Annotated in this window: 18 protein-coding genes; 9 read left to right on the forward strand and 9 right to left on the reverse strand. The window is 56.3% G+C overall.

The window, feature by feature from the left end; all coding sequences use genetic code 11:
• Window positions 1-3: 3 nt before the first annotated feature.
• The gene (gene djlA / locus Q1L34_RS22235) at window positions 4-831 is read right to left on the reverse strand and encodes a co-chaperone DjlA (protein WP_004857791.1); all 828 of its coding nucleotides are present in this window, start codon (window positions 829-831) and stop codon (window positions 4-6) included.
• 244 nt (window positions 832-1075) lie between these two features.
• Between djlA and lptD the strand changes: the two genes are divergently transcribed.
• From lptD to apaH, 6 genes are all read left to right on the forward strand, one after another.
• Window positions 1076-3421 (forward strand): LPS assembly protein LptD, encoded by a 2346-nt coding sequence (gene lptD / locus Q1L34_RS22240; protein WP_015585172.1) that lies wholly within the window; start codon window positions 1076-1078, stop codon window positions 3419-3421.
• A 54-nt stretch (window positions 3422-3475) separates the two neighbouring features.
• Window positions 3476-4762 (forward strand): peptidylprolyl isomerase SurA, encoded by a 1287-nt coding sequence (gene surA / locus Q1L34_RS22245; protein WP_004857788.1) that lies wholly within the window; start codon window positions 3476-3478, stop codon window positions 4760-4762.
• 119 nt (window positions 4763-4881) lie between these two features.
• Entirely contained in the window at window positions 4882-5871 is a 990-nt protein-coding gene (gene pdxA, locus Q1L34_RS22250; RefSeq protein ID WP_015585173.1) for a 4-hydroxythreonine-4-phosphate dehydrogenase PdxA, read from the forward strand.
• On the forward strand, window positions 5868-6689 hold the full coding sequence (gene rsmA, locus Q1L34_RS22255) for a 16S rRNA (adenine(1518)-N(6)/adenine(1519)-N(6))-dimethyltransferase RsmA (protein ID WP_004857784.1): 822 nt from the start codon (window positions 5868-5870) through the stop codon (window positions 6687-6689). The genes pdxA and rsmA overlap by 4 nt, the downstream gene beginning before the upstream one ends.
• A gap of 2 nt (window positions 6690-6691) precedes the next feature.
• Window positions 6692-7069 carry a Co2+/Mg2+ efflux protein ApaG gene (apaG, locus tag Q1L34_RS22260; protein WP_004857782.1) on the forward strand — a complete coding sequence of 126 codons (378 nt, stop codon included), beginning with the start codon at window positions 6692-6694 and terminating at the stop codon, window positions 7067-7069.
• 4 nt (window positions 7070-7073) lie between these two features.
• Complete coding sequence (gene apaH, locus Q1L34_RS22265) at window positions 7074-7922, forward strand: bis(5'-nucleosyl)-tetraphosphatase (symmetrical) ApaH (protein ID WP_004857780.1); 849 nt, start codon at window positions 7074-7076, stop codon at window positions 7920-7922.
• A gap of 82 nt (window positions 7923-8004) precedes the next feature.
• On the opposite strand, the gene folA is transcribed toward apaH, so the two are convergent.
• From folA to Q1L34_RS22295, 6 genes are all read right to left on the reverse strand, one after another.
• Window positions 8005-8484 (reverse strand): type 3 dihydrofolate reductase, encoded by a 480-nt coding sequence (folA, locus tag Q1L34_RS22270; protein ID WP_004857778.1) that lies wholly within the window; start codon window positions 8482-8484, stop codon window positions 8005-8007.
• Window positions 8485-8681: 197 nt separating this feature from the next.
• Entirely contained in the window at window positions 8682-10547 is a 1866-nt protein-coding gene (kefC, locus tag Q1L34_RS22275; protein WP_004857776.1) for a glutathione-regulated potassium-efflux system protein KefC, read from the reverse strand.
• Window positions 10540-11070, reverse strand: a complete 531-nt coding sequence (gene kefF, locus Q1L34_RS22280; protein ID WP_004857773.1) for a glutathione-regulated potassium-efflux system oxidoreductase KefF — start codon at window positions 11068-11070, stop codon at window positions 10540-10542. The genes kefC and kefF overlap by 8 nt, the downstream gene beginning before the upstream one ends.
• A gap of 95 nt (window positions 11071-11165) precedes the next feature.
• Entirely contained in the window at window positions 11166-12470 is a 1305-nt protein-coding gene (locus Q1L34_RS22285) for an MFS transporter (protein ID WP_004857771.1), read from the reverse strand.
• A gap of 72 nt (window positions 12471-12542) precedes the next feature.
• Window positions 12543-13493: a 2-hydroxyacid dehydrogenase gene (locus Q1L34_RS22290; RefSeq protein ID WP_004857769.1), complete on the reverse strand. Its 951-nt coding sequence runs from the start codon at window positions 13491-13493 to the stop codon at window positions 12543-12545.
• Between the two features lie 210 nt (window positions 13494-13703).
• On the reverse strand, window positions 13704-14696 hold the full coding sequence (locus tag Q1L34_RS22295; protein WP_015585175.1) for a LacI family DNA-binding transcriptional regulator: 993 nt from the start codon (window positions 14694-14696) through the stop codon (window positions 13704-13706).
• A 288-nt stretch (window positions 14697-14984) separates the two neighbouring features.
• Between Q1L34_RS22295 and idnO the strand changes: the two genes are divergently transcribed.
• From idnO to Q1L34_RS22310, 3 genes are read left to right on the forward strand one after another with little or no spacing between them, the layout of a single operon-like run.
• Window positions 14985-15749: a gluconate 5-dehydrogenase gene (gene idnO, locus Q1L34_RS22300; RefSeq protein WP_004857765.1), complete on the forward strand. Its 765-nt coding sequence runs from the start codon at window positions 14985-14987 to the stop codon at window positions 15747-15749.
• 14 nt (window positions 15750-15763) lie between these two features.
• Window positions 15764-16294, forward strand: a complete 531-nt coding sequence (locus Q1L34_RS22305) for a gluconokinase (RefSeq protein WP_044349188.1) — start codon at window positions 15764-15766, stop codon at window positions 16292-16294.
• Complete coding sequence (locus Q1L34_RS22310; protein ID WP_004857760.1) at window positions 16291-16758, forward strand: NanQ anomerase/TabA/YiaL family protein; 468 nt, start codon at window positions 16291-16293, stop codon at window positions 16756-16758. Before Q1L34_RS22305 ends, Q1L34_RS22310 begins: the two co-directional genes overlap by 4 nt.
• 53 nt (window positions 16759-16811) lie before the next feature.
• Here the strand turns inward: Q1L34_RS22310 and Q1L34_RS22315 are convergent, their stop codons facing one another.
• Both Q1L34_RS22315 and carB read right to left on the reverse strand, forming a co-directional pair.
• Window positions 16812-17045 carry a YgdI/YgdR family lipoprotein gene (locus Q1L34_RS22315; protein WP_004857757.1) on the reverse strand — a complete coding sequence of 78 codons (234 nt, stop codon included), beginning with the start codon at window positions 17043-17045 and terminating at the stop codon, window positions 16812-16814.
• A gap of 170 nt (window positions 17046-17215) precedes the next feature.
• Window positions 17216-20440, reverse strand: a complete 3225-nt coding sequence (gene carB, locus Q1L34_RS22320; RefSeq protein ID WP_004857755.1) for a carbamoyl-phosphate synthase large subunit — start codon at window positions 20438-20440, stop codon at window positions 17216-17218.
• Window positions 20441-20454 lie beyond the last annotated feature (14 nt).

A 20454-nucleotide genomic window follows, 5' to 3' on the forward strand; every position in this document is an offset into this window, starting at 1 on the left:
GGCTCAGAACCCGCGCTGCTCTTTGATCAGCTCCCAGGCCTTCTGAATATCCTGTGCTTTCTGCTTCGCCATCTCCATCATTTCCGGCGGTAACCCTTTTGCCACCAGCTTATCCGGATGGTGCTCACTCATCAGCTTGCGATAGGCGCGTTTCACGGTCGCGGCATCATCGGTAGGCTTCACCCCCAGCACGTTGCACGCATCCTCCAGCGTTGGTCCACGCTGCGCCTGCTGCCAGCCGGCATTTCCGCCGCCCTGCCCGTAAGAGCTCTGCTGAGAACCGCCGCCAAACTGAGCGCCGCCCTGCATCATTCGCAGGAACTGCTCGAACTGCGCGCGGGAAATCCCCAGCTCATCGGCAATCACAAACAGAACTTCACGTTCATTAGGATGTAATTCGCCATCGGCGAAGGCCGTCTGCAGCTGAATTTCCAGAAACATCCGAATCAAATCGAAGCGCCCGAAACAGACGCTGCGCAGCTGGCGCATTTTTTCACGCAGCGGATAATCATCGGATTTCCCTACGCGAAAAGCCTGCTGTGCCGCCGTACGCGACTCGCCATGCAAATTCATGCGATCCATCAGGATGCTGGCGACATGAATATCGGCTTCGGTGACGCGACCTTTGGATTTGGTTAAATGGCCCATGACCTCAAAGGTGGTGGAGAAAAACAGCGCCTGCCGCTCCTGCTGATTGGCAAACACATTGATACGGCGGCTTCGCGCCCGGTCAAATATATGGCCGACCAGCAGGCCCAGCACCAGTCCCCAAAAGCCTGCGCCCATCATCAGCGCGACCGCAACCCCAATTATTTTTCCCAAATACTGCATAGACTCCCCAATCTTTCCGCCGCCAGTTAAGCTATATATGACCGCACGTTACAAAGCACTGACGCTTAGGTCAATTGTGGGACATAGCCTATATTTTGCTTTATCATACTCGTCATTCTACACGGTGCCTAACGCTCGGGATCCAAACCGGCAGGATTAACACTAGCGCGATGAAGATGAGTACGTTAGGCTCTGACCGTTTGCAAGCCGCTGCCACAAGATGACGGAACAACAAATACAACGTATGAAAAAACGTATTCCCAGCCTCCTGGCCACCATGATCGCCAGCGCCTTGTATAGCCAACAAGGCCTCGCCGCCGATCTCGCCACGCAATGTATGCTTGGCGTACCAAGCTATAATCGTCCCCTCGTTGAAGGTCAAACTAACGAGCTGCCGGTGACGATCAACGCCGATCATGCGAAGGGCAATTATCCTGATAACGCCGTATTTACCGGTAATGTTGACATTAACCAGGGTAATAGCCGTCTCCAGGCGGATGAGGTCCAGCTTCATCAGCAGCAGGCTGCTGGCCAGCCGCAGCCCGTTCGCACGGTTGATGCGCTCGGCAACGTTCACTATGACGATAATCAGGTTATCCTGAAAGGCCCGAAAGGCTGGTCAAACCTGAACACCAAAGATACCAATATCTGGCAGGGCGATTACCAGATGGTTGGTCGCCAGGGCCGCGGTACCGCCGACCTGATGAAACAGCGCGGCGAAAACCGCTATACCATTCTGGAAAACGGCAGCTTTACCTCCTGTCTGCCGGGTTCTGACACCTGGAGCGTCGTCGGTAGCGAAGTGATCCACGACCGCGAAGAACAGGTCGCCGAAATCTGGAACGCCCGTTTCAAACTCGGTTCGGTCCCTGTTTTCTATAGTCCTTACCTGCAGCTGCCGGTAGGCGACAAACGTCGTTCAGGCTTCCTGATTCCTAACGCCAAATACAGCACCAAAAATGGCGTAGAGTTTTCGCTGCCGTACTACTGGAATATCGCGCCGAACTTCGACGCCACCCTGACGCCGCACTACATGAGCAAGCGTGGCGGCGTGATGTGGGAAAACGAATTCCGCTATCTGACCAAAGCGGGGGCGGGGCTGTTCGAGTTTGACTACCTGCCGTCCGATAAAGTCTACCAGGACGATCACTCCAGCGACAGCAACAGCCGCCGCTGGTTGTTCTACTGGAATCATTCGGGTGTCATTGACCAGGTATGGCGTCTTAACGCCGACTACACCAAAGTCAGCGATCCGGACTACTTTAACGATTTCAGCTCGAAATACGGCTCCAGTACCGACGGCTACGCCACGCAGAAATTCAGCGCGGGCTACGTTAACCAGAACTTCGACGCCACCGTATCAACCAAACAGTTCCAGGTCTTCAACCGTGAGTCGAGCAACTCCTACGCCGCTCAACCGCAGCTGGACGTGAACTATTACCAGAACGATGTCGGTCCGTTCGATACCCATCTCTATGGTCAGGCGGTGCACTTCGTTAACACCAACGGCAACATGCCGGAAGCCACGCGTGTTCACTTCGAGCCGACGATCAACCTGCCGCTGTCTAACGGCTGGGGCAGTATTAATACCGAAGCCAAACTGCTGGCGACCCACTACCAGCAAAGCAACCTCGACAATTACAATTCGACCAATAATGCGGACTTAAAAGAGTCTGTTAACCGCGTCATGCCGCAGTTTAAAGTCGACGGTAAAATGGTCTTCGAGCGCGATCTGCAGGAGGGGTTCACCCAAACCCTCGAGCCGCGCATGCAGTATCTGTATATCCCGTATCGCGATCAGAGCCAAATCGGTTCCTATGACTCCACGCTGCTGCAGTCAGACTACAGCGGCCTGTTCCGCGACCGTACCTACAGCGGCCTGGACCGTATTGCTTCCGCGAACCAGCTCACTACCGGCGTGACTTCGCGCGTATATGATTCCGCCGCCGTTGAACGTTTTAATATTTCCGTTGGTCAAATCTATTATTTCACCGAGTCCCGGACCGGTGATGACAACATCAACTGGGAGAACAACGACACAACGGGTTCACTGGTATGGGCCGGCGATACTTACTGGCGCATCGCTGATAACTGGGGTTTACGCGGGGGAATTCAGTACGATACGCGTCTGGATAACGTCGCTACCGGTAACGGCACCGTGGAATACCGTCGCGATGAAAACCGTTTAATACAGCTTAACTATCGTTATGCCAGCCCGGAATACATTCAGGCCACGCTGCCGTCGTACTCCACCGCTGAGCAGTACAAAAATGGTATTTCTCAGGTGGGCATGACCGCCAGCTGGCCGGTTGTCGATCGCTGGTCGGTGGTGGGCGCATACTACTTTGATACCAATACCAGAAAGAGCGCCGACCAGATGTTAGGGGTCCAGTATAACTCCTGCTGCTACGCGATTCGCCTCGGCTATGAACGTAAGATCAACGGCTGGGATAGTAACGGCAACGGCGAGAGCAAATACGATAATACCTTTGGCATCAACATTGAGCTACGTGGCCTGAGCTCCAACTACGGTCTCGGCACTCAGCAGATGCTGCGTTCGAACATTTTACCGTACCAGAACTCCCTGTGATGTGGCTGGTTTAAAACGTAATCCGCATTTGCGGTTAATTGAAATGGAAAAAGTATGAAGAACTGGAAAACGCTGCTTCTCGGTATCGCCATGATCGCGAATACCAGTTTCGCTGCCCCACAGGTTGTCGATAAAGTAGCGGCTGTCGTCAATAATGGCGTTGTTCTTGAAAGCGACGTCGATGGCTTATTGCAATCGGTTAAGCTCAATGCTGGCCAGGCCGGTCAACAGCTGCCGGATGACGCGACCTTACGTCATCAGATCCTCGAAAGACTGATCATGGACCAGATCGTTCTGCAGATGGGCCAGAAGATGGGCATGAAAATCACTGACGATCAGGTCGATCAGGCGATTGCCAACATCGCGAAACAGAACAACATGACCATGGATCAGATGCGCAGCCGTCTGGCCTATGACGGTCTTAACTACAACACCTACCGTAATCAGATTCGTAAAGAGATGCTGATTGCGGAAGTGCGTAACAACGAAGTCCGTCGTCGCATCACCGTGCTGCCGCAGGAAGTCGAATCGCTGGCGAAACAGATTGGCGATCAGAACGATGCCAGCACCGAGCTGAACCTCAGCCACATCCTGATTCCGCTGACAGAAAACCCGACCTCTGACGACGTAGCGAAAGCGCAGGAACAGGCTAACGCGATCGTTGAGCAGGCGCGCAGCGGCGCTGACTTCGGCAAACTGGCTATCACCTACTCTGCCGACCAGCAGGCGCTGAAAGGCGGCCAGATGGGCTGGGGTCGTATTCAGGAACTGCCGGGGATCTTCGCCCAGGCGCTGAGCACCGCGAAGAAAGGTGATATTGTCGGCCCGATTCGCTCTGGCGTCGGCTTCCATATCCTGAAAGTGAACGATATGCGCGGCGGCAGCAAGAACATCTCCGTCACCGAAGTTCACGCGCGTCACATTCTGCTGAAGCCGTCGCCGATCATGAATGACGATCAGGCGCGGGCTAAGCTGGAGCAGATCGCCGCGGATATTAAGAGCGGAAAAACCACTTTCGCCAAAGCAGCAAAAGAGTTCTCCGAAGATCCGGGTTCCGCAAACCAGGGCGGCGATTTAGGCTGGGCAACGCCTGATATCTTCGATCCGGCGTTCCGCGATGCGCTGATGCGTCTGAACAAAGGCCAGACCAGCGCACCGGTGCACTCCTCCTTCGGCTGGCACCTGATTGAACTGATGGACAGCCGTCAGGTAGACAGAACCGACGCCGCGCAGAAAGACCGCGCGTACCGGATGCTGATGAACCGTAAGTTCTCTGAAGAAGCGGCAACCTGGATGCAGGAACAACGCGCCAGCGCTTACGTCAAAATTCTGAGCAACTAATATCACGGCCTCATACACAACAGCACTCGGGGTGTATTGAGGCGGCAAGCCGTCGAGCCCGGATAACTCACGATGTGAGCGGACCCGACGGCGTTGCCAACAGAAAGACGTCCTGAAGGATGAAGTGTATGAATCGAGTTGTTATCACTCCCGGTGAACCTGCCGGAATCGGCCCCGACCTTGTTGTACAGCTTGCGCAGCGCGACTGGCCGGTAGAGCTGGTGATTTGCGCCGACGGCGCCCTGTTATCTGACCGAGCTCAACAGCTCGGTCTTCCTTTATCTCTCCTGCCCTACGATCCTTCTCTTCCCGCAGCGGCCCAGCGCGCTGGCACTCTGACGCTCCTCCCGGTCGCGCTGAACGCCCCCGTCGAACCCGGCGTGCTGAACGTGCGCAACGGGAGCTATGTGGTTGAGACGTTGGCTCGCGCCTGTGACGGCTGTCTGAGCGGCGAATTTGCGGCATTGATTACCGGGCCGGTCCATAAGGGCAATATCAACGACGCGGGTATCGCCTTTACCGGCCATACCGAGTTCTTTGAAGAGCGCGCCCACGCCAGCAAAGTGGTCATGATGCTGGCGACGGAAGAACTGCGCGTCGCCCTGGCAACCACGCACCTGCCGCTGAAAGCGATCAGCGACGCGATTACGCCGGATTTGCTCCGTGAAGTGATAACGATTCTGGACCACGATCTGCGCCATAAATTTGGCATCGCCCGGCCGCACGTGCTGGTCTGCGGTCTGAACCCGCACGCCGGCGAAGGTGGGCATATGGGGACGGAAGAGATTGATACGATTATTCCCGTGCTGGAAGAGATGCGCGCCCGGGGGATGAATCTGAGCGGCCCGCTGCCGGCAGATACCCTTTTCCAGCCCAAATATCTCGACAATGCCGATGCGGTACTCGCGATGTACCACGATCAGGGCCTTCCCGTGCTAAAATACCAGGGCTTTGGCCGTGGCGTGAACATTACGCTCGGTTTACCTTTTATTCGCACCTCTGTTGACCACGGTACCGCGCTTGAACTGGCGGGCCAGGGAAAAGCGGATGTCGGCAGTTTTATCACGGCGCTTAATCTCGCCATCAAAATGATTGTTAATACGCAATGAATAATCGAGTCCATCAGGGCCACTTAGCCCGTAAACGCTTCGGGCAAAACTTCCTCAACGATCAGTTCGTGATCGACAGCATTGTCTCGGCCATTAACCCCCAGAAAGGGCAGGCAATTGTCGAGATCGGTCCGGGCCTGGCGGCGCTGACCGAACCGGTCGGTGAACGCCTGGACGCACTTACCGTTATCGAGCTGGATCGCGATCTGGCCGCTCGTCTGCAGACGCATCCGTTCCTCGGGCCGAAGCTGACCATTTATCAGCAAGATGCCATGACCATGAACTTCGGCGAACTGTCGCAGACCATGGGCCAGCCGCTGCGCGTGTTCGGCAACCTGCCGTACAACATCTCAACGCCGCTGATGTTCCATCTGTTCAGCTATACTGATGCCATCGCCGACATGCACTTTATGCTGCAAAAAGAGGTCGTCAATCGTCTGGTTGCCGGACCGAACAGCAAGGCGTATGGTCGACTGAGCGTTATGGCGCAGTATTACTGCCAGATTATCCCGGTACTCGAAGTGCCGCCGGGTGCCTTTACGCCGCCGCCTAAAGTGGATTCCGCCGTTGTGCGCCTGGTGCCTTACCGCACGCTGCCGCATCCGGTGAAAGAGGTTCGCGTGCTGAGCCGAATCACTACCGAGGCCTTCAACCAGCGTCGTAAAACGATTCGTAACAGCCTCGGCAACCTGTTCAGCGTTGAGGTACTGACCGAGCTGGGCATCGACCCGGCAAAACGTGCAGAGAATATTTCCGTGGCGCAATACTGTCAGCTGGCTAACTGGCTATCTGACAACTCGCCCACCAAGGAGAGCTAACCATGATTAATTCGCCTCGAGTTTGCGTGCAGGTGCAAAGCGTCTATATCGAATCGCAGTCTTCCCCGGAAGAAGAGCGCTACGTTTTCGCTTATACCGTCACGATTCGCAATCTGGGGCGGACTCAGGTTCAGCTTCTTGGCCGCTACTGGCTTATCACCAACGGCCACGGTCGTGAGACTGAAGTGCAGGGTGAAGGGGTTGTCGGCGAACAGCCGCATATTCCCGCAGGCGGTGAATTCCAGTATACCAGCGGAGCCGTCATTGAAACGCCGCTGGGCACCATGCAGGGACATTATGAAATGATCGACGTGAACGGCGCGCCGTTCTCGATCGATATCCCTGTTTTCCGTCTCGCAGTACCAACGCTCATTCACTAAAACAATGTCTACATACCTTATTGGCGACGTTCACGGTTGCTACGATGAACTGCTCGCGTTATTAAAGCAGGTGGCGTTTACCCCAGGGAGCGATACGCTGTGGCTCACGGGCGATTTAGTCGCACGCGGCCCGGGTTCGCTGGAGGTTTTACGCTACGTTAAATCCCTTGGCGATAATGTGCGCCTTGTTCTCGGCAATCACGATCTGCACCTGCTGGCCGTCTTCGCCGGCATCAGCCGCAACAAACCCAAAGATCGCCTGAAATCGCTGCTCGAAGCCCCGGATGCCGACGAGCTGCTCAACTGGCTGCGCCGTCAGCCGCTGATGCAGATTGATGAAGAGAAAAAGCTGGTGATGGCCCATGCGGGCATTACGCCGCAGTGGGATCTGGAAACGGCAAAACAGTGCGCGCGCGATGTTGAAGCCGTGCTCGCCAGCGACTCCTATCCGTTCTTCCTCGACGCGATGTATGGCGATATGCCGAATAACTGGAGCCCTGAGCTGAGCGGTCTCGCCCGCCTGCGCTTTATCTCCAATGCCTTTACCCGTATGCGCTACTGTTTCCCGAACGGGCAGCTGGATATGTATGCCAAAGAAGCGCCGGAAAACGCCCCTGCGCCGTTAAAACCGTGGTTTGCCATTCCCGGTCCGGTGAGCAACGAGTACAGCATTGCGTTTGGTCACTGGGCTTCGCTGGAAGGTCGCGGTACGCCGGAGGGGATATACGCCCTCGATACCGGCTGCTGCTGGGGCGGGGATCTCACCTGCCTGCGCTGGGAAGACAAGCAGTACTTTACTCAGCCCTCAAACCGGCAGAAAGAGCCGGACGAAGGCGAGGCGGTAGCCTCCTGAAAAAAATCCCGGATAGCGGTAAGCGGTATCCGGGATATCATCATCTTGCCTCGGCCAACGCTACGCGCTGCCCGGCATACCCTCAGCGACGTTCGAGAATCTCGAAGCAGTAGCTATGCGAGTTCTGCGCATCGGCATCGTGAAATTCGCTGAAGACCGACTCCCACTGATCCGGATCGTAGTCCGGGAAATGGGTATCCCCTTCCACTTCGGCGTCAATGTGCGTCAGATAAAGCTTCCGGGCCTTCGGCAGGAACTGCTCATAGACACGACCGCCGCCGATCACCATTATCTCTTCAACGTCGCCGCAGGCGGCGATCGCTTCATCAACCGACTTCACCCACTGCACGCGATCGTCGGTGCCCGGCTGGCTGCTGATAACGATATTCTTACGCCCCGGCAGCGGGCGACCAATAGACTCCCAGGTCAGACGCCCCATCACCACCGGCTTGTTTAAGGTATTGCGTTTAAACCAGGCGAGATCGGCAGGCAGGTCCCATGGCATGGCGTTTTCCATACCAATGACGCGATCTACCGCTAACGCCGCAATCAGACTGATCATTGAAAATTTCCCGAATGCAAAAAATTGCCGCCACTATACGTAAAGCGTAATACTTCGTCGACTGCGCGGAGAGTAAAGAATAAGAAAATTTTCGGATTTGCAGGCGGGCCCACGTAAGCTACGTGAGCCGCCTGCTGAGGAACTAAACTGAAAACAAAATGTTAACTGTAAACAAAACGTAACGGCCGCCGCACGACTCAGGCAGAAGGTTTACTCTCCGGTTCATCGGCAATATCTCCGGTGTGTCGACCCTCTTCCGTTCCCTGCCAGCCATGCCGCTGAACCAACGACAGATGGTTACGATCCTCGTTAATTATGGTGGTCAGCATGTCGCTGGTGCGTTTAAAGACCGCCACGCGGGAAGCCGCGTCGTTTTCCGCCATCGCCACCATCTCCTCGACCATTTTCTGGTTGAAGCGACGGAACAGGTCGGCGCGCTCGCGCGCTTCATAAGCGCCCAGGCCCAGGGCCTCCAGCGCCGTTCGCCCGGATTTCAGCGCCGCCTCGAAGGTTTCACGCTCCGGGGCCTCCACGCCAGCCTGACGCAGCTGGATATAGTGATCCACATCGCGGGCGCGGGAGATAATCTGCAGATGCGGGAAATGCTCTTTTGCCAGCTCAACCAGCTGCAGGCTGACCTGCGGATCGTCAATCGCATTGATCAGCACCTCGGCTTTTGCCGCCCCCGCTGACTCCAGCATATCGACGCGCGTGGCATCGCCATAAAACACTTTCATATCAAATTTACGCAGCGTATCAACGTGGTCAGGATCGTGATCGAGGATCACCATCTTCACCCCGCCGGAGAGCAATACACGACCGGCGATCTGCCCGTAGCGGCCGAAGCCGGCAATAATCACCCGCGGCTGCTCTTCATCAATCTCATCCGCTTCGCGTTCCTCGCCGCGGGATGATTTCTCCAGGCGGGTCAACAGTACCAGCAGGATCGGCGTTGCCGCCATTGACAGCGCCACCGCCAGCGTCAACGCTTTCGCCCAGTCGCTATCCAGTACGTCGGCCATCTGCGCCGCGCCGAATACCACAAAGGCAAACTCACTCCCCTGCCCCAGCAGAACCGCAAACCAGCGGCGCTGGGCGCGCGGCACCCCGAGCGGCTTCGCAATCAGCCACAGCATCGCGCCTTTAATGATCAGGAAACCAACCAGCAAAACCAGAATGCGCAGCGGATGGCTCATCAGGGTACCGAAATCAATCGACATCCCGACGCCAATGAAGAACAGCCCCAGCAGCAGCCCCTTAAACGGCTCGATGTCGCTTTCCAGCGCGTGGCGATATTCCGAGCTCGCCAGCAACACGCCGGCGAGGAAGGCCCCCATCGCCATCGACAGTCCGACCTCCTCCAGCAGCAGGCCAAAGCCGAAGACCAGGAACAGGGCTACGGCGCTGAACACTTCGCGCAGACCGGAACGGGCCACGAAGCGTAATACCGGACGGGTCACATAGCGCCCCAGCGCCACCACCAGGACCAGCGCGCCAGCCACCTTGAGCGCGGACAGGGCAAATGCCGCCAGCGTCGTAGAGCCACCGCTGGCGGCCAGCAGCGGGATCATCGCCACCAGCGGGATCGCCGCAATATCCTGAAACAGCAGGACGGCAAATGCGCTCCGCCCCATCTGTGAGACCGTCAGATTACGTTCGTTCATCGCCTGCATCGCGATCGCCGTCGACGACAGCGCCAGCGTCATGCCGATCAGCTCCGCCACCTGCCAGCGCATCCCCAGCAACATGCAAAACAGGCCAATCAGTACGCCGCACACCACCATCTGCAAGGCGCCGCCGCCAAACACCGACGCGCGTAGCTTCCACAGACGCTGCGGGTCGAGTTCCAGACCAATCACAAACAGCATCAGCACCACGCCGATTTCAGCAAAGTGCAAAATCGCCTCGGCGTCGGTCACCAGCCTCAGCCCCCACGGCCCGATAATACAGCCGGCAATCAGATAGCCGAGTACCGACCCCAACCCAAGGCGCACGGCGATCGGCACAATCAGCGCGGCGGATCCCAGATAAATCAGCGCCTGTATCAGCGTATGGCTATCCATGATGCGTCTCCTGCCATTCGATAAGGCGTTGTCGGTAGCGGCGTGCCTGCGCCTGAAGGGTTTCATCGTCGCAGATAAATGTGCAGTGCATGGCGAAAGGCGGCAGCCACTTCATTCCACAGTAGAGACCGGTCGCCTGGAGCGGTTGGGAAAGCACATCAAACCCGGGAAATGCACCGATATCAAAGTGGCTCTCGCCGCCGCCGGTGGTCACCGCCCACATCAGCGATTTACCGCGCAGGGCGATGCCGTTATGTCCGTAAGCCCAGCCGTGCGATAACACTTTATCCATCCACAGTTTCATTAGCGGCGGCACACTGTACCACTGCATCGGATGCTGCCAGATAATCAGCTCGGCGCGTGCCAGCGCCGCCTGTTCGGCGGCGACGTCGATATTAAAATCGGGGTAAAGTTGATAGAGGGAGCGTATTTCTACGCCATCCAGCGTCCTTGCCTGCTCAAGCATCCGCTTATTCGCATGCGAGTGATGCGGATAGGGATGGGCATAAATTATCAGAATCATTGATTAGCCTGCGTTAACTCTCGTTGTAATCAGCAAGAGTGTAGTCAGTTAATCGAAGTGCTTACAATCACAACCTGTTTTTATCTCAACACCCTTCAGGCATTTCGCGGCTGCTTGCTGACGGCGACAGCGGGCTCGCCGATCTCAAGATCGCAGCGTTTCGGCAGCAGGAAGGTCATGGTCCCGGCAATGAGGAGCGATCCTGCCAACGCGCAGACCGCCACGTTCTGGCCATACAGATAGATCATCACCCCAACCAGATAAGGACCGCAGAAGCCGCCGAGATTGCCCAGGCCGTTAATCACCCCCCGTGCGCTACCGGCAACTTCCGCGGAAGCGATACGCCCCGGCATCGACCAGAACGGGCTGGTAGCCGATTTAAGGAAGAAACCGCAAATCACCAGCGCAATATAGGCCGCCACCACGTGCTCACGCAGTACCACCGAGGCCACCAGCGCCGCAGCGAAGCTGTAGAGCGAGAAGCGTACCCACAGACGACGTTTGCCGCTGCGATCGCTGAATAGCGAAATCACATAAATACCCGCCAGCGTGGCCACAAACGGCAGCACCGCCAGAAACCCGACGCTGGCCATACTGCCGCCGGTCAGCCCCTTCAGAATAGTCGGCAGCCACAGGGTATAACCGTAATCGCCGGTCTGATAAAAGAAGTTGAGGATCACCAGCTTCATCAGCCCGCTATTGCGGAAAACATCTTTGACCGGCGCGTTGCTGACCGCATCTTCCGCCAGCTTTGCCGCCCGCTCTGCGGCCAGCGTGGTAACCAGATAGTGACGCTCTGCCTCCGGCAGCCAGCGCGCCTCTTCCGGGCGGTCGCTGATCATAAACCACCACACCGCCAGCACTACCACGGATAGCAGGCCTTCGATAATAAACAGCCAGCGCCAGTCAAGCGCGGCAATAATCGCCCCGGAGACCGGCGCGGTCAGCATGCCGCCCAGCGGAGCAAACATCATGACGAAGGCATTGGCGCGTCCCAGCTCTTTTTCCGGGAACCAGTTGCTGACCATCGTCAGCACTACCGGTAGCATCCCGCCCTCGGATACGCCGAGAATAAAGCGTAGAACCAGCAGTTGATATTCATGGGTCACAAAACCGGTGGCAATCGACACCACCGCCCAGGCCATCAGCGACCACGCAATAAAGCGTTTACCGCTGCCGTTTACCGCAATACGCCCGCCGGGTATTTGCAGAAATAAATAACCAATAAAAAATATTCCGCTGGCCACACCGGCCATTTGACTGGTAATACCTAAATCAGCTTCCATGCCACCGGGCAAAGCAAAACTAATATTTACCCGATCCATAAACGAAATAATACAGGCAATCAACACCGGCGTGATAATACGCAGCCAGCGGGTGCTGGGAATTTTATCATTCATATTTCGTACTCTCTATGCAGAGGTTATTGTTGTCATTAAATTAGAGCCGGGCACAGAAATAAGAGATGAGAATTAATTAATGGCGTTCGGCAATACGTTACCGGAGAAATAAGCCGTGACGTTTGCCAAAACCACTTCGCTCATTTTCTGTCGGGTTTCATGGGTGGCGCTGGCCACGTGCGGCTGCAACACCACATTATCGAGCGCGATCAATTCTGCCGGGACATGAGGCTCATCTTCAAAAACATCGAGGGCAGCACCGGCGATAACACCGTTTTGTAACGCCTGAATCAACGCCTTTTCATCCACCAGCGAACCGCGGGCGATATTAATCAGCCACGCATGTTTCGGCATGACGTTGAAGACCGAAAAATCGATCAGCCCGCGATTTGCCTCACCGCCGGAGGCGGCAAGCACCAGAAAATCACTCTCATGGGCCAGCGTATGCAGATCGGCGCACCACTGGTAATCCAGCCCCGGGACCGGTTTACGGTCGTGATAAAGCACCTGCATATCAAAACCGCGGGCGCGGCGGGCAATCGCCTGACCAATATTCCCCATCCCCAGCAGGCCGATACGTTTCCCGCTCACCTGAGTAGCCAGCGGCATGCCTCCCTTCTCCCAGCGGCCTTCACGTACAAAACGATCGCCCTGACACAGATTGCGGGAACCGGCCAGCAGCAGTCCCATCGCCAGGTCCGCCACGTCGTTGGTCAGCACGCCGGAAGTGATGGAGACCTGAATCTGCCGGGAGCGAACGTACTCTAAATCCACCGCATCGGTGCCAACGCCGAAAATGGCAATCAGACCCACGTGCGGCAGCAGTTCAAGGACGCTGTTCTGTACCCCGATATCCCCTCGGGTGACAACGGCTGCAATATTCTCTCCCTGCTCACGCAGGAAGGCGATGGGATCCTCCTGCTCGTACAGACGCAGCAGCGGGAAGTCGGCCGCCAGCTGTTCCTGCAAAGCATCAATAACGGGGGCCACTAAGAGGATGGCGCGGGTAATAGTACTCTTCATCAGATCACCTGTTTGACGGTTCATTACGACGGTAGCCACTATCAAACGGTTTTTTAGCCGAACGTTTTGCGATCTACATCACGCTGAATCGTGTTAAAAATTACTGTTACCGCGTCCGTGATCGCTAAGACAAAAACCCGGTTTTAAGCGGGGACAAGCGACGAGGCGTTAACGTTCTGCTAACACGACTGCGCCGCCGTTCAGGCAGGATTAAATGGTTTCGCCCATCGACAGGCGGTAGTGCAGATCGACTTTCTCTATGGTTGGCAGCCCTTTGATTTTCTTAATTAAAATCTCAGTAGCTACCTTACCCATTTCATAGCGTGGGGTCAGGACGCTTGCCAGCCGCGGGGTGACGATCTGGCCAATCTCCAGGCCATGAAAACCGGCGATCGCCAGCTCCTGCGGCACTGCGATACCCGATGCAAGGCACTCCTGTAACACGCCTACCGCCAGGTCATCATTAGTACAGAGGATCCCGTCCATCGCGGCGTACATCTGCCGCGCCAGATTCATCATGCCGGTGCCAATCGACACCGACGACACCTTATTGGGGGCAATGCGCCCCGTCGGCAGTCCGGCATTCTCCATCGCCTGACAGTAGCCGGCGTAGCGCTGTTCATCGCGGACATCGGACATTGACCCAAAATAGATAATGCGCCGCTTGCCGCTCGCCAGCAGCATCGTGGTCATGTCAAAACCGGCTTTGAAGTTGTCAAAACCGACATTGATTCGCCCCGGGTTCTCCGCCAGCCCCATTACCTCCGCGATCGGAATCTTTGCCGCATTGAGGTATTTGTCCGCCCGCAGCGTATGGAGCGACTCAGTCAGCAGCAGTCCTTTGACATGAAAGGCCAGTACGGCGGCAATCTGCTCCTCTTCACGCTGACGGTCGTAATCGTAATTGACCACCAGCGTCTGGTAGCCGTGGGCCGCGGTCACTGACTCGATGCCGGCCAGCAGGTCGGCGAAGATTTGATTATGAAAAGAGGGAATCAGCACGCCGATGCGTGGGACGGCGACGCTGGTCATCGCCGGATTATCGGGATCTGGCTCGTAACCAATTTCTGCAATCACGCTGGCGATACGCTCCGCCGTCTCCGGTTTCACTTTATCCGGCGTACGTAAATAGCGGCTGACGGTCATTTTGGTTACGCCAGCCAGCGCTGCAATATCATTGAGCGTAATGCGTTGTGCTTTCATCTATCGACCCGTCAAATACATCCACTGCATCAGGCCATTATGCCTGCCGCTGAAGAAAAAGAGAATCGAACCCTTCCAGCGTTAACCCCTTGAGCAGCGGTAATTTCCACGCGGCTTCACGTTTAACGTAACCCCTTTTCGTAACACTGTTTTGAGTGATCTCTGTCACAGATTTAAGCGGCAAAAATCCGTGATATAGAGCACAGGTTCTTCCGCTTCACCTTTTTGTGGATCAGGAATAAAAGCGCACACCGTCATTTATATTCAGCCGTTAATCAGGATATCAAGATGAAAGATCTTTTCAGCTTACAAGGCAAACGTATTTTAATTACTGGCGCAGGACAAGGCATTGGTTTTGTCATGGCGCAGGGCCTTGCACAATATGGCGCCGAAATCATTATCAACGATATTTCAGCGTCCCGGGCAGATGATGCGGTGATGAAATTACGTGATGAAGGCGCGATTGCTCATTCGGCCGTATTTAATGTGACCGATGCCGATGCTGTCGAAAATGCGATTGCTAAAATCGAAGAAGAAATCGGCGCGATTGATGTGTTATTCAATAATGCGGGTATTCAGCGTCGCCATCCGTTTACCGAGTTTCCGGTACAGGAATGGAACGATGTTATTTCCGTGAACCAAACCGCGGTATTTCTGGTCTCGCAGGCCGTGGCTAAACGCATGGTGAGCCGCCAGCGCGGAAAAATCGTCAATATCTGTTCCATGCAGAGCGAGCTGGGACGCGACACCATTACGCCTTATGCCGCCGCCAAAGGGGCGGTCAAAATGCTGACCCGCGGCATGTGCGTCGAGCTGGCGCGCTATAACATTCAGGTCAACGGTATCGCACCGGGCTACTTTAAAACCGCCATGACCCAGGCGTTGGTGGACGATCGCGCCTTTACCGACTGGTTGTGCAAACGCACGCCAGCCAACCGCTGGGGCGATCCGCAAGAGCTGGTCGGTGCGGCGGTGTTCCTCTCCTCCAGAGCATCCGATTTCGTCAATGGTCATCTGTTGTTTGTCGACGGCGGCATGCTGGTTGCCGTCTGATTAAGGAGCGCATTATGGCAGGGCAATGCATTATTTTGATGGGCGTTTCAGGCACCGGCAAAACCACCGTTGGTCAGGCGCTGGCCCAGGCGCTTGGCGCAAAGTTTATTGACGGCGACGACCTTCATCCACGGCAGAACATCATCAAAATGGCCGCCAGCCAGCCGCTTGATGATGACGATCGCCAGCCCTGGCTGGAGCGCATCGCCGACGTGATTTTCAGCCTCGAGCAAAAGAATGAATCTGGCGTACTGGTCTGCTCGGCGTTGAAAAAACGCTATCGCGATCGCCTGCGTGAAGGCAGCGGTAATCTGCGTTTTCTGTGGCTGACCGGGGAGTATGAGTGCATTCTCCAGCGCATGCAGCGACGTCAGGGCCACTTTATGCCGGAAGCGCTGCTGCGCAGCCAGTTTGCCGCCCTGGAAACACCGGATGCCAGCGAGGGTGATATCGTCGCCGTTGATATCGCCCCCGACGTCGCCACCATCGTGGCGCAATCGCTCACATTACTTACCCCTCAACCAGCACAGGGAGTTCCGGCATGATTATCGATACCTTAAGCGCCGCCGCCAAAAATGCGTTCTATCCGGCGGTCATTAAAAAAGCGCTCCAGGCCGTTGCGCAGCAGGATCCCCACACCCTGCCTCCGGGCAAATATACCGTCGATGGCGATAACCTGTTCTTTACCGTCGTTGAGGGTCAGACGCGTCCGCTGTCGGAGCAGCGCCCGGAATTTCATCGTCAGTATATTGATATTCATATTGTACTGGCGGGCGTTGAGATAATCGGCGCCGGCAACAAAGGTCTGCCGATCGCGCCGGACGGACCGTTCAAAGAGGCCCATGATATTGGCTTTTGTGAGGCAATCAGCAGCGAAACGCTGATTCATCTGCACCCGGAAGAGCTGGCCATTTTATTCCCGGGCGAACTGCACCGCCCGATGGGCGCGATGGATGCCGGCGCGCCGCTGCGCAAAATTATCGTTAAGATAGATAACGCTCTGCTGTAGCGGTCCCGCCGTAATCAGCCCCACGAGATCCTTCGCGGGGCCCCGGATAACCCTTAGTTATCCAGTTCATCCATCGACTTCACCTGATCGCGATTGATCTGTTCAGTCCGGCCGGTTTCCGCATTTTTGTACGACACCATACCAGTATCATCATCCACCTGCGGCTTGCCATCAGTCACGATCGTTTTACCGTCGGTCGTTTTCAGCGACTGGTTCGATGAACAGCCCGCCACAAACAACATTGCCGTCGCCGCCAGCGCGGATGCCATCAGAATTTTGTTCCGCATTGTATCCTCCTGTCTTTCCGTCAATTGATATCGTTATGATGCTAACTATAGTTAGCCTCACCGGACGGACCGTGAAAAGCAGAACTCTCCGAAGATGGCGCGGATAAAAAAAGGGCCGACGATTTCTCGTCAACCCTTGTTGTTCCGCGACCCGATATTATCGAGGCAGCTTACTTTTTAATTTGCGCGTGCATTTCCTGAACCGAGGTCACTTTCTCGATGGCGTTGGCGTTGAGCGCCATCGCCGTCGCGAAACCGCCGTTCAGGGTGGTGTCGTAATGCACTTTGTACTGCAGGGCGCTGCGGCGAATCAGCTTGGAGTCTTCAATCGCCTGACGACCTTCGGTGGTGTTGATGATGTAGGTGTATTCGCCATTCTTAATACGGTCCTGAATGTGCGGACGACCTTCATGCACCTTATTCACCAGACGTGGGTTGATCCCCGCCTCACCCAGCACAATCGCGGTACCGTGAGTCGCATCCAGTTCGAAACCAAACTTCAGCAGTTTCGCCGCCAGGTCTACAACACGCTCTTTGTCGCCTTCGCGAACGGAGAGCAGCGCGCGGCCCTGTTTTTTCATCGTTGAGCTGCTGCCCAGCTGCGCTTTAGCGAACGCTTCGGCGAAAGTACGGCCCACGCCCATCACTTCCCCGGTAGAGCGCATTTCTGGCCCTAACAGCGGGTCAACGCCCGGGAATTTGTTGAACGGCAGCACCACTTCTTTCACCGAGTAGTACGGCGGGATAATTTCTTTGGTGACGCCCTGCTGGGCCAGGGTCTGGCCAGCCATCACTCGCGCCGCCACTTTGGCCAGCGGGATACCGGTGGCTTTAGAGACGAACGGTACGGTACGCGCCGCACGCGGGTTCACTTCAATCAGGTACACTTCATTGTTTTTCACCGCGAACTGGACGTTCATCAGGCCACGGACCTGCAGTTCAAAGGCCAGCTTCTGTACCTGCTCACGCATCACATCCTGAATTTCCTTGCTCAGGGTGTAGGCCGGCAGAGAACATGCGGAGTCGCCCGAGTGCACGCCCGCCTGTTCGATGTGCTCCATGATGCCGCCAATCAGCACCATTTCGCCGTCGCAGATAGCGTCAACGTCGACTTCGACCGCATCGTCAAGGAAGCGGTCCAGCAGAACCGGCGCGTCGTTCGAGACGCTGACCGCGGTCTGGAAGTAGCGCTTCAGGTCGGCTTCGTCGTAGACGATTTCCATCGCCCGACCGCCCAGGACGTAGGACGGACGCACCACCAGCGGGTAGCCAATCTCTTTCGCCTTCTCAACGGCCATCTCAATGGTGGTCACGGTGGCGTTCGCCGGCTGTTTCAGCTTCAGACGGTCAACCGCCTGCTGGAAACGTTCACGGTCTTCGGCACGGTCAATCGCATCCGGGCTGGTTCCGATAACCGGTACGCCGGCCGCTTCCAGCGCACGCGCCAGTTTCAGCGGCGTCTGGCCGCCGTACTGGACGATAACGCCCTTCGGCTTCTCGATACGCACGATTTCCAGCACGTCTTCCAGCGTCACCGGCTCAAAGTACAGACGGTCGGAGGTGTCGTAGTCGGTAGACACGGTTTCCGGGTTACAGTTAACCATAATGGTCTCGTAACCATCTTCACGCAGCGCCAGTGAAGCATGTACGCAGCAGTAGTCAAATTCGATACCCTGACCGATACGGTTCGGGCCGCCGCCAAGGACCATGATTTTATCGCGGTCAACGGACGGGTTCGCTTCACACTCGTCTTCATAGGTGGAGTACATGTAGGCGGTATCGGTAGCGAATTCCGCCGCGCAGGTATCCACGCGCTTGTAGACCGGGTGCAGGTCGTACTGGTCACGCAGCTTACGGATTTCACCTTCACGAACGCCGGCCAGTTTTGCCAGACGGGCATCGGCAAAGCCTTTACGCTTCAGCTGACGCAGGAAGTCAGGCGTCAGACCGGTGATGCCAAGGTCAGCCACTTTCTCTTCCAGACGTACCAGCTCTTCAATTTGTACCAGGAACCAGCGGTCGATGTTGGTCAGGTTGAAGACGCCGTCCACGGACAGCCCCGCGCGGAACGCATCGGCGATGTACCAGATACGCTCGGCGCCGGCATCTTTCAGCTCACGGCGAATTTTGGTCAGCGCTTCCGGGTCGTCGAGGCTGACTTTCGGATCGAAACCGGTGGCCCCTACTTCCAGGCCGCGCAGCGCTTTCTGCAGGGATTCCTGCTGGGTGCGGCCAATCGCCATCACTTCACCCACGGATTTCATCTGGGTGGTCAGGCGGTCATTAGCGCCAACGAATTTTTCAAAGTTGAAGCGGGGAATCTTGGTCACGACATAGTCGATGGACGGTTCGAACGAGGCCGGCGTACGGCCGCCGGTGATGTCGTTCATCAGCTCATCCAGGGTGTAGCCGACCGCCAGTTTGGCCGCCACTTTGGCAATCGGGAAACCGGTCGCTTTGGATGCCAGCGCGGAGGAGCGTGATACGCGCGGGTTCATTTCGATAACAATCAGGCGGCCGTCTTTCGGGTTAACGGAGAACTGCACGTTAGAGCCGCCGGTTTCGACGCCAATTTCGCGCAGCACCGCCATCGATGCATTACGCATCACCTGGTATTCTTTATCGGTCAGGGTTTGCGCCGGGGCGACGGTGATGGAGTCACCGGTATGGATGCCCATGGCGTCGAAGTTTTCGATGGAGCAGACGATGATGCAGTTGTCGTTCTTATCGCGCACCACTTCCATCTCGTACTCTTTCCAGCCGATCAGCGATTCATCAATCAGCAGTTCGTTGGTCGGAGAGAGATCCAGCCCGCGGGCACAAATTTCTTCGAACTCTTCACGGTTGTAAGCGATACCGCCGCCGGTGCCGCCCATAGTGAAGGAGGGACGGATGATACACGGGTAGCCCACGTCAGCGGCCACCGCCAGCGCTTCTTCCATGGTGTGCGCAATACCGGAACGTGCGGTATCCAGACCGATTTTCTTCATTGCCACATCGAAGCGACGGCGGTCTTCCGCTTTATCAATCGCGTCGGCGGTGGCGCCGATCATGGTGACGCCGAATTCGGCCAGCACGCCCTGACGTTCCAGCTCCAGCGCGCAGTTCAGCGCCGTCTGGCCGCCCATAGTCGGCAGTACCGCATCCGGACGCTCTTTTTCGATAATTTTGCGCACCACTTCCCAGTGGATCGGCTCAATATAGGTCGCATCGGCCATTTCCGGGTCGGTCATGATGGTGGCCGGGTTGGAGTTCACCAGAATGACACGGTAACCTTCTTCACGCAGGGCCTTACAGGCCTGGGCGCCAGAGTAGTCAAATTCGCAAGCCTGGCCGATAACGATCGGGCCAGCGCCAAGAATCAGGATGCTTTTTATGTCTGTACGTTTTGGCATGGCTCTTTTCTCCT

The organism is Klebsiella ornithinolytica (genome assembly GCF_030505655.1).
Lineage (GTDB): Bacteria > Pseudomonadota > Gammaproteobacteria > Enterobacterales > Enterobacteriaceae > Klebsiella > Klebsiella ornithinolytica.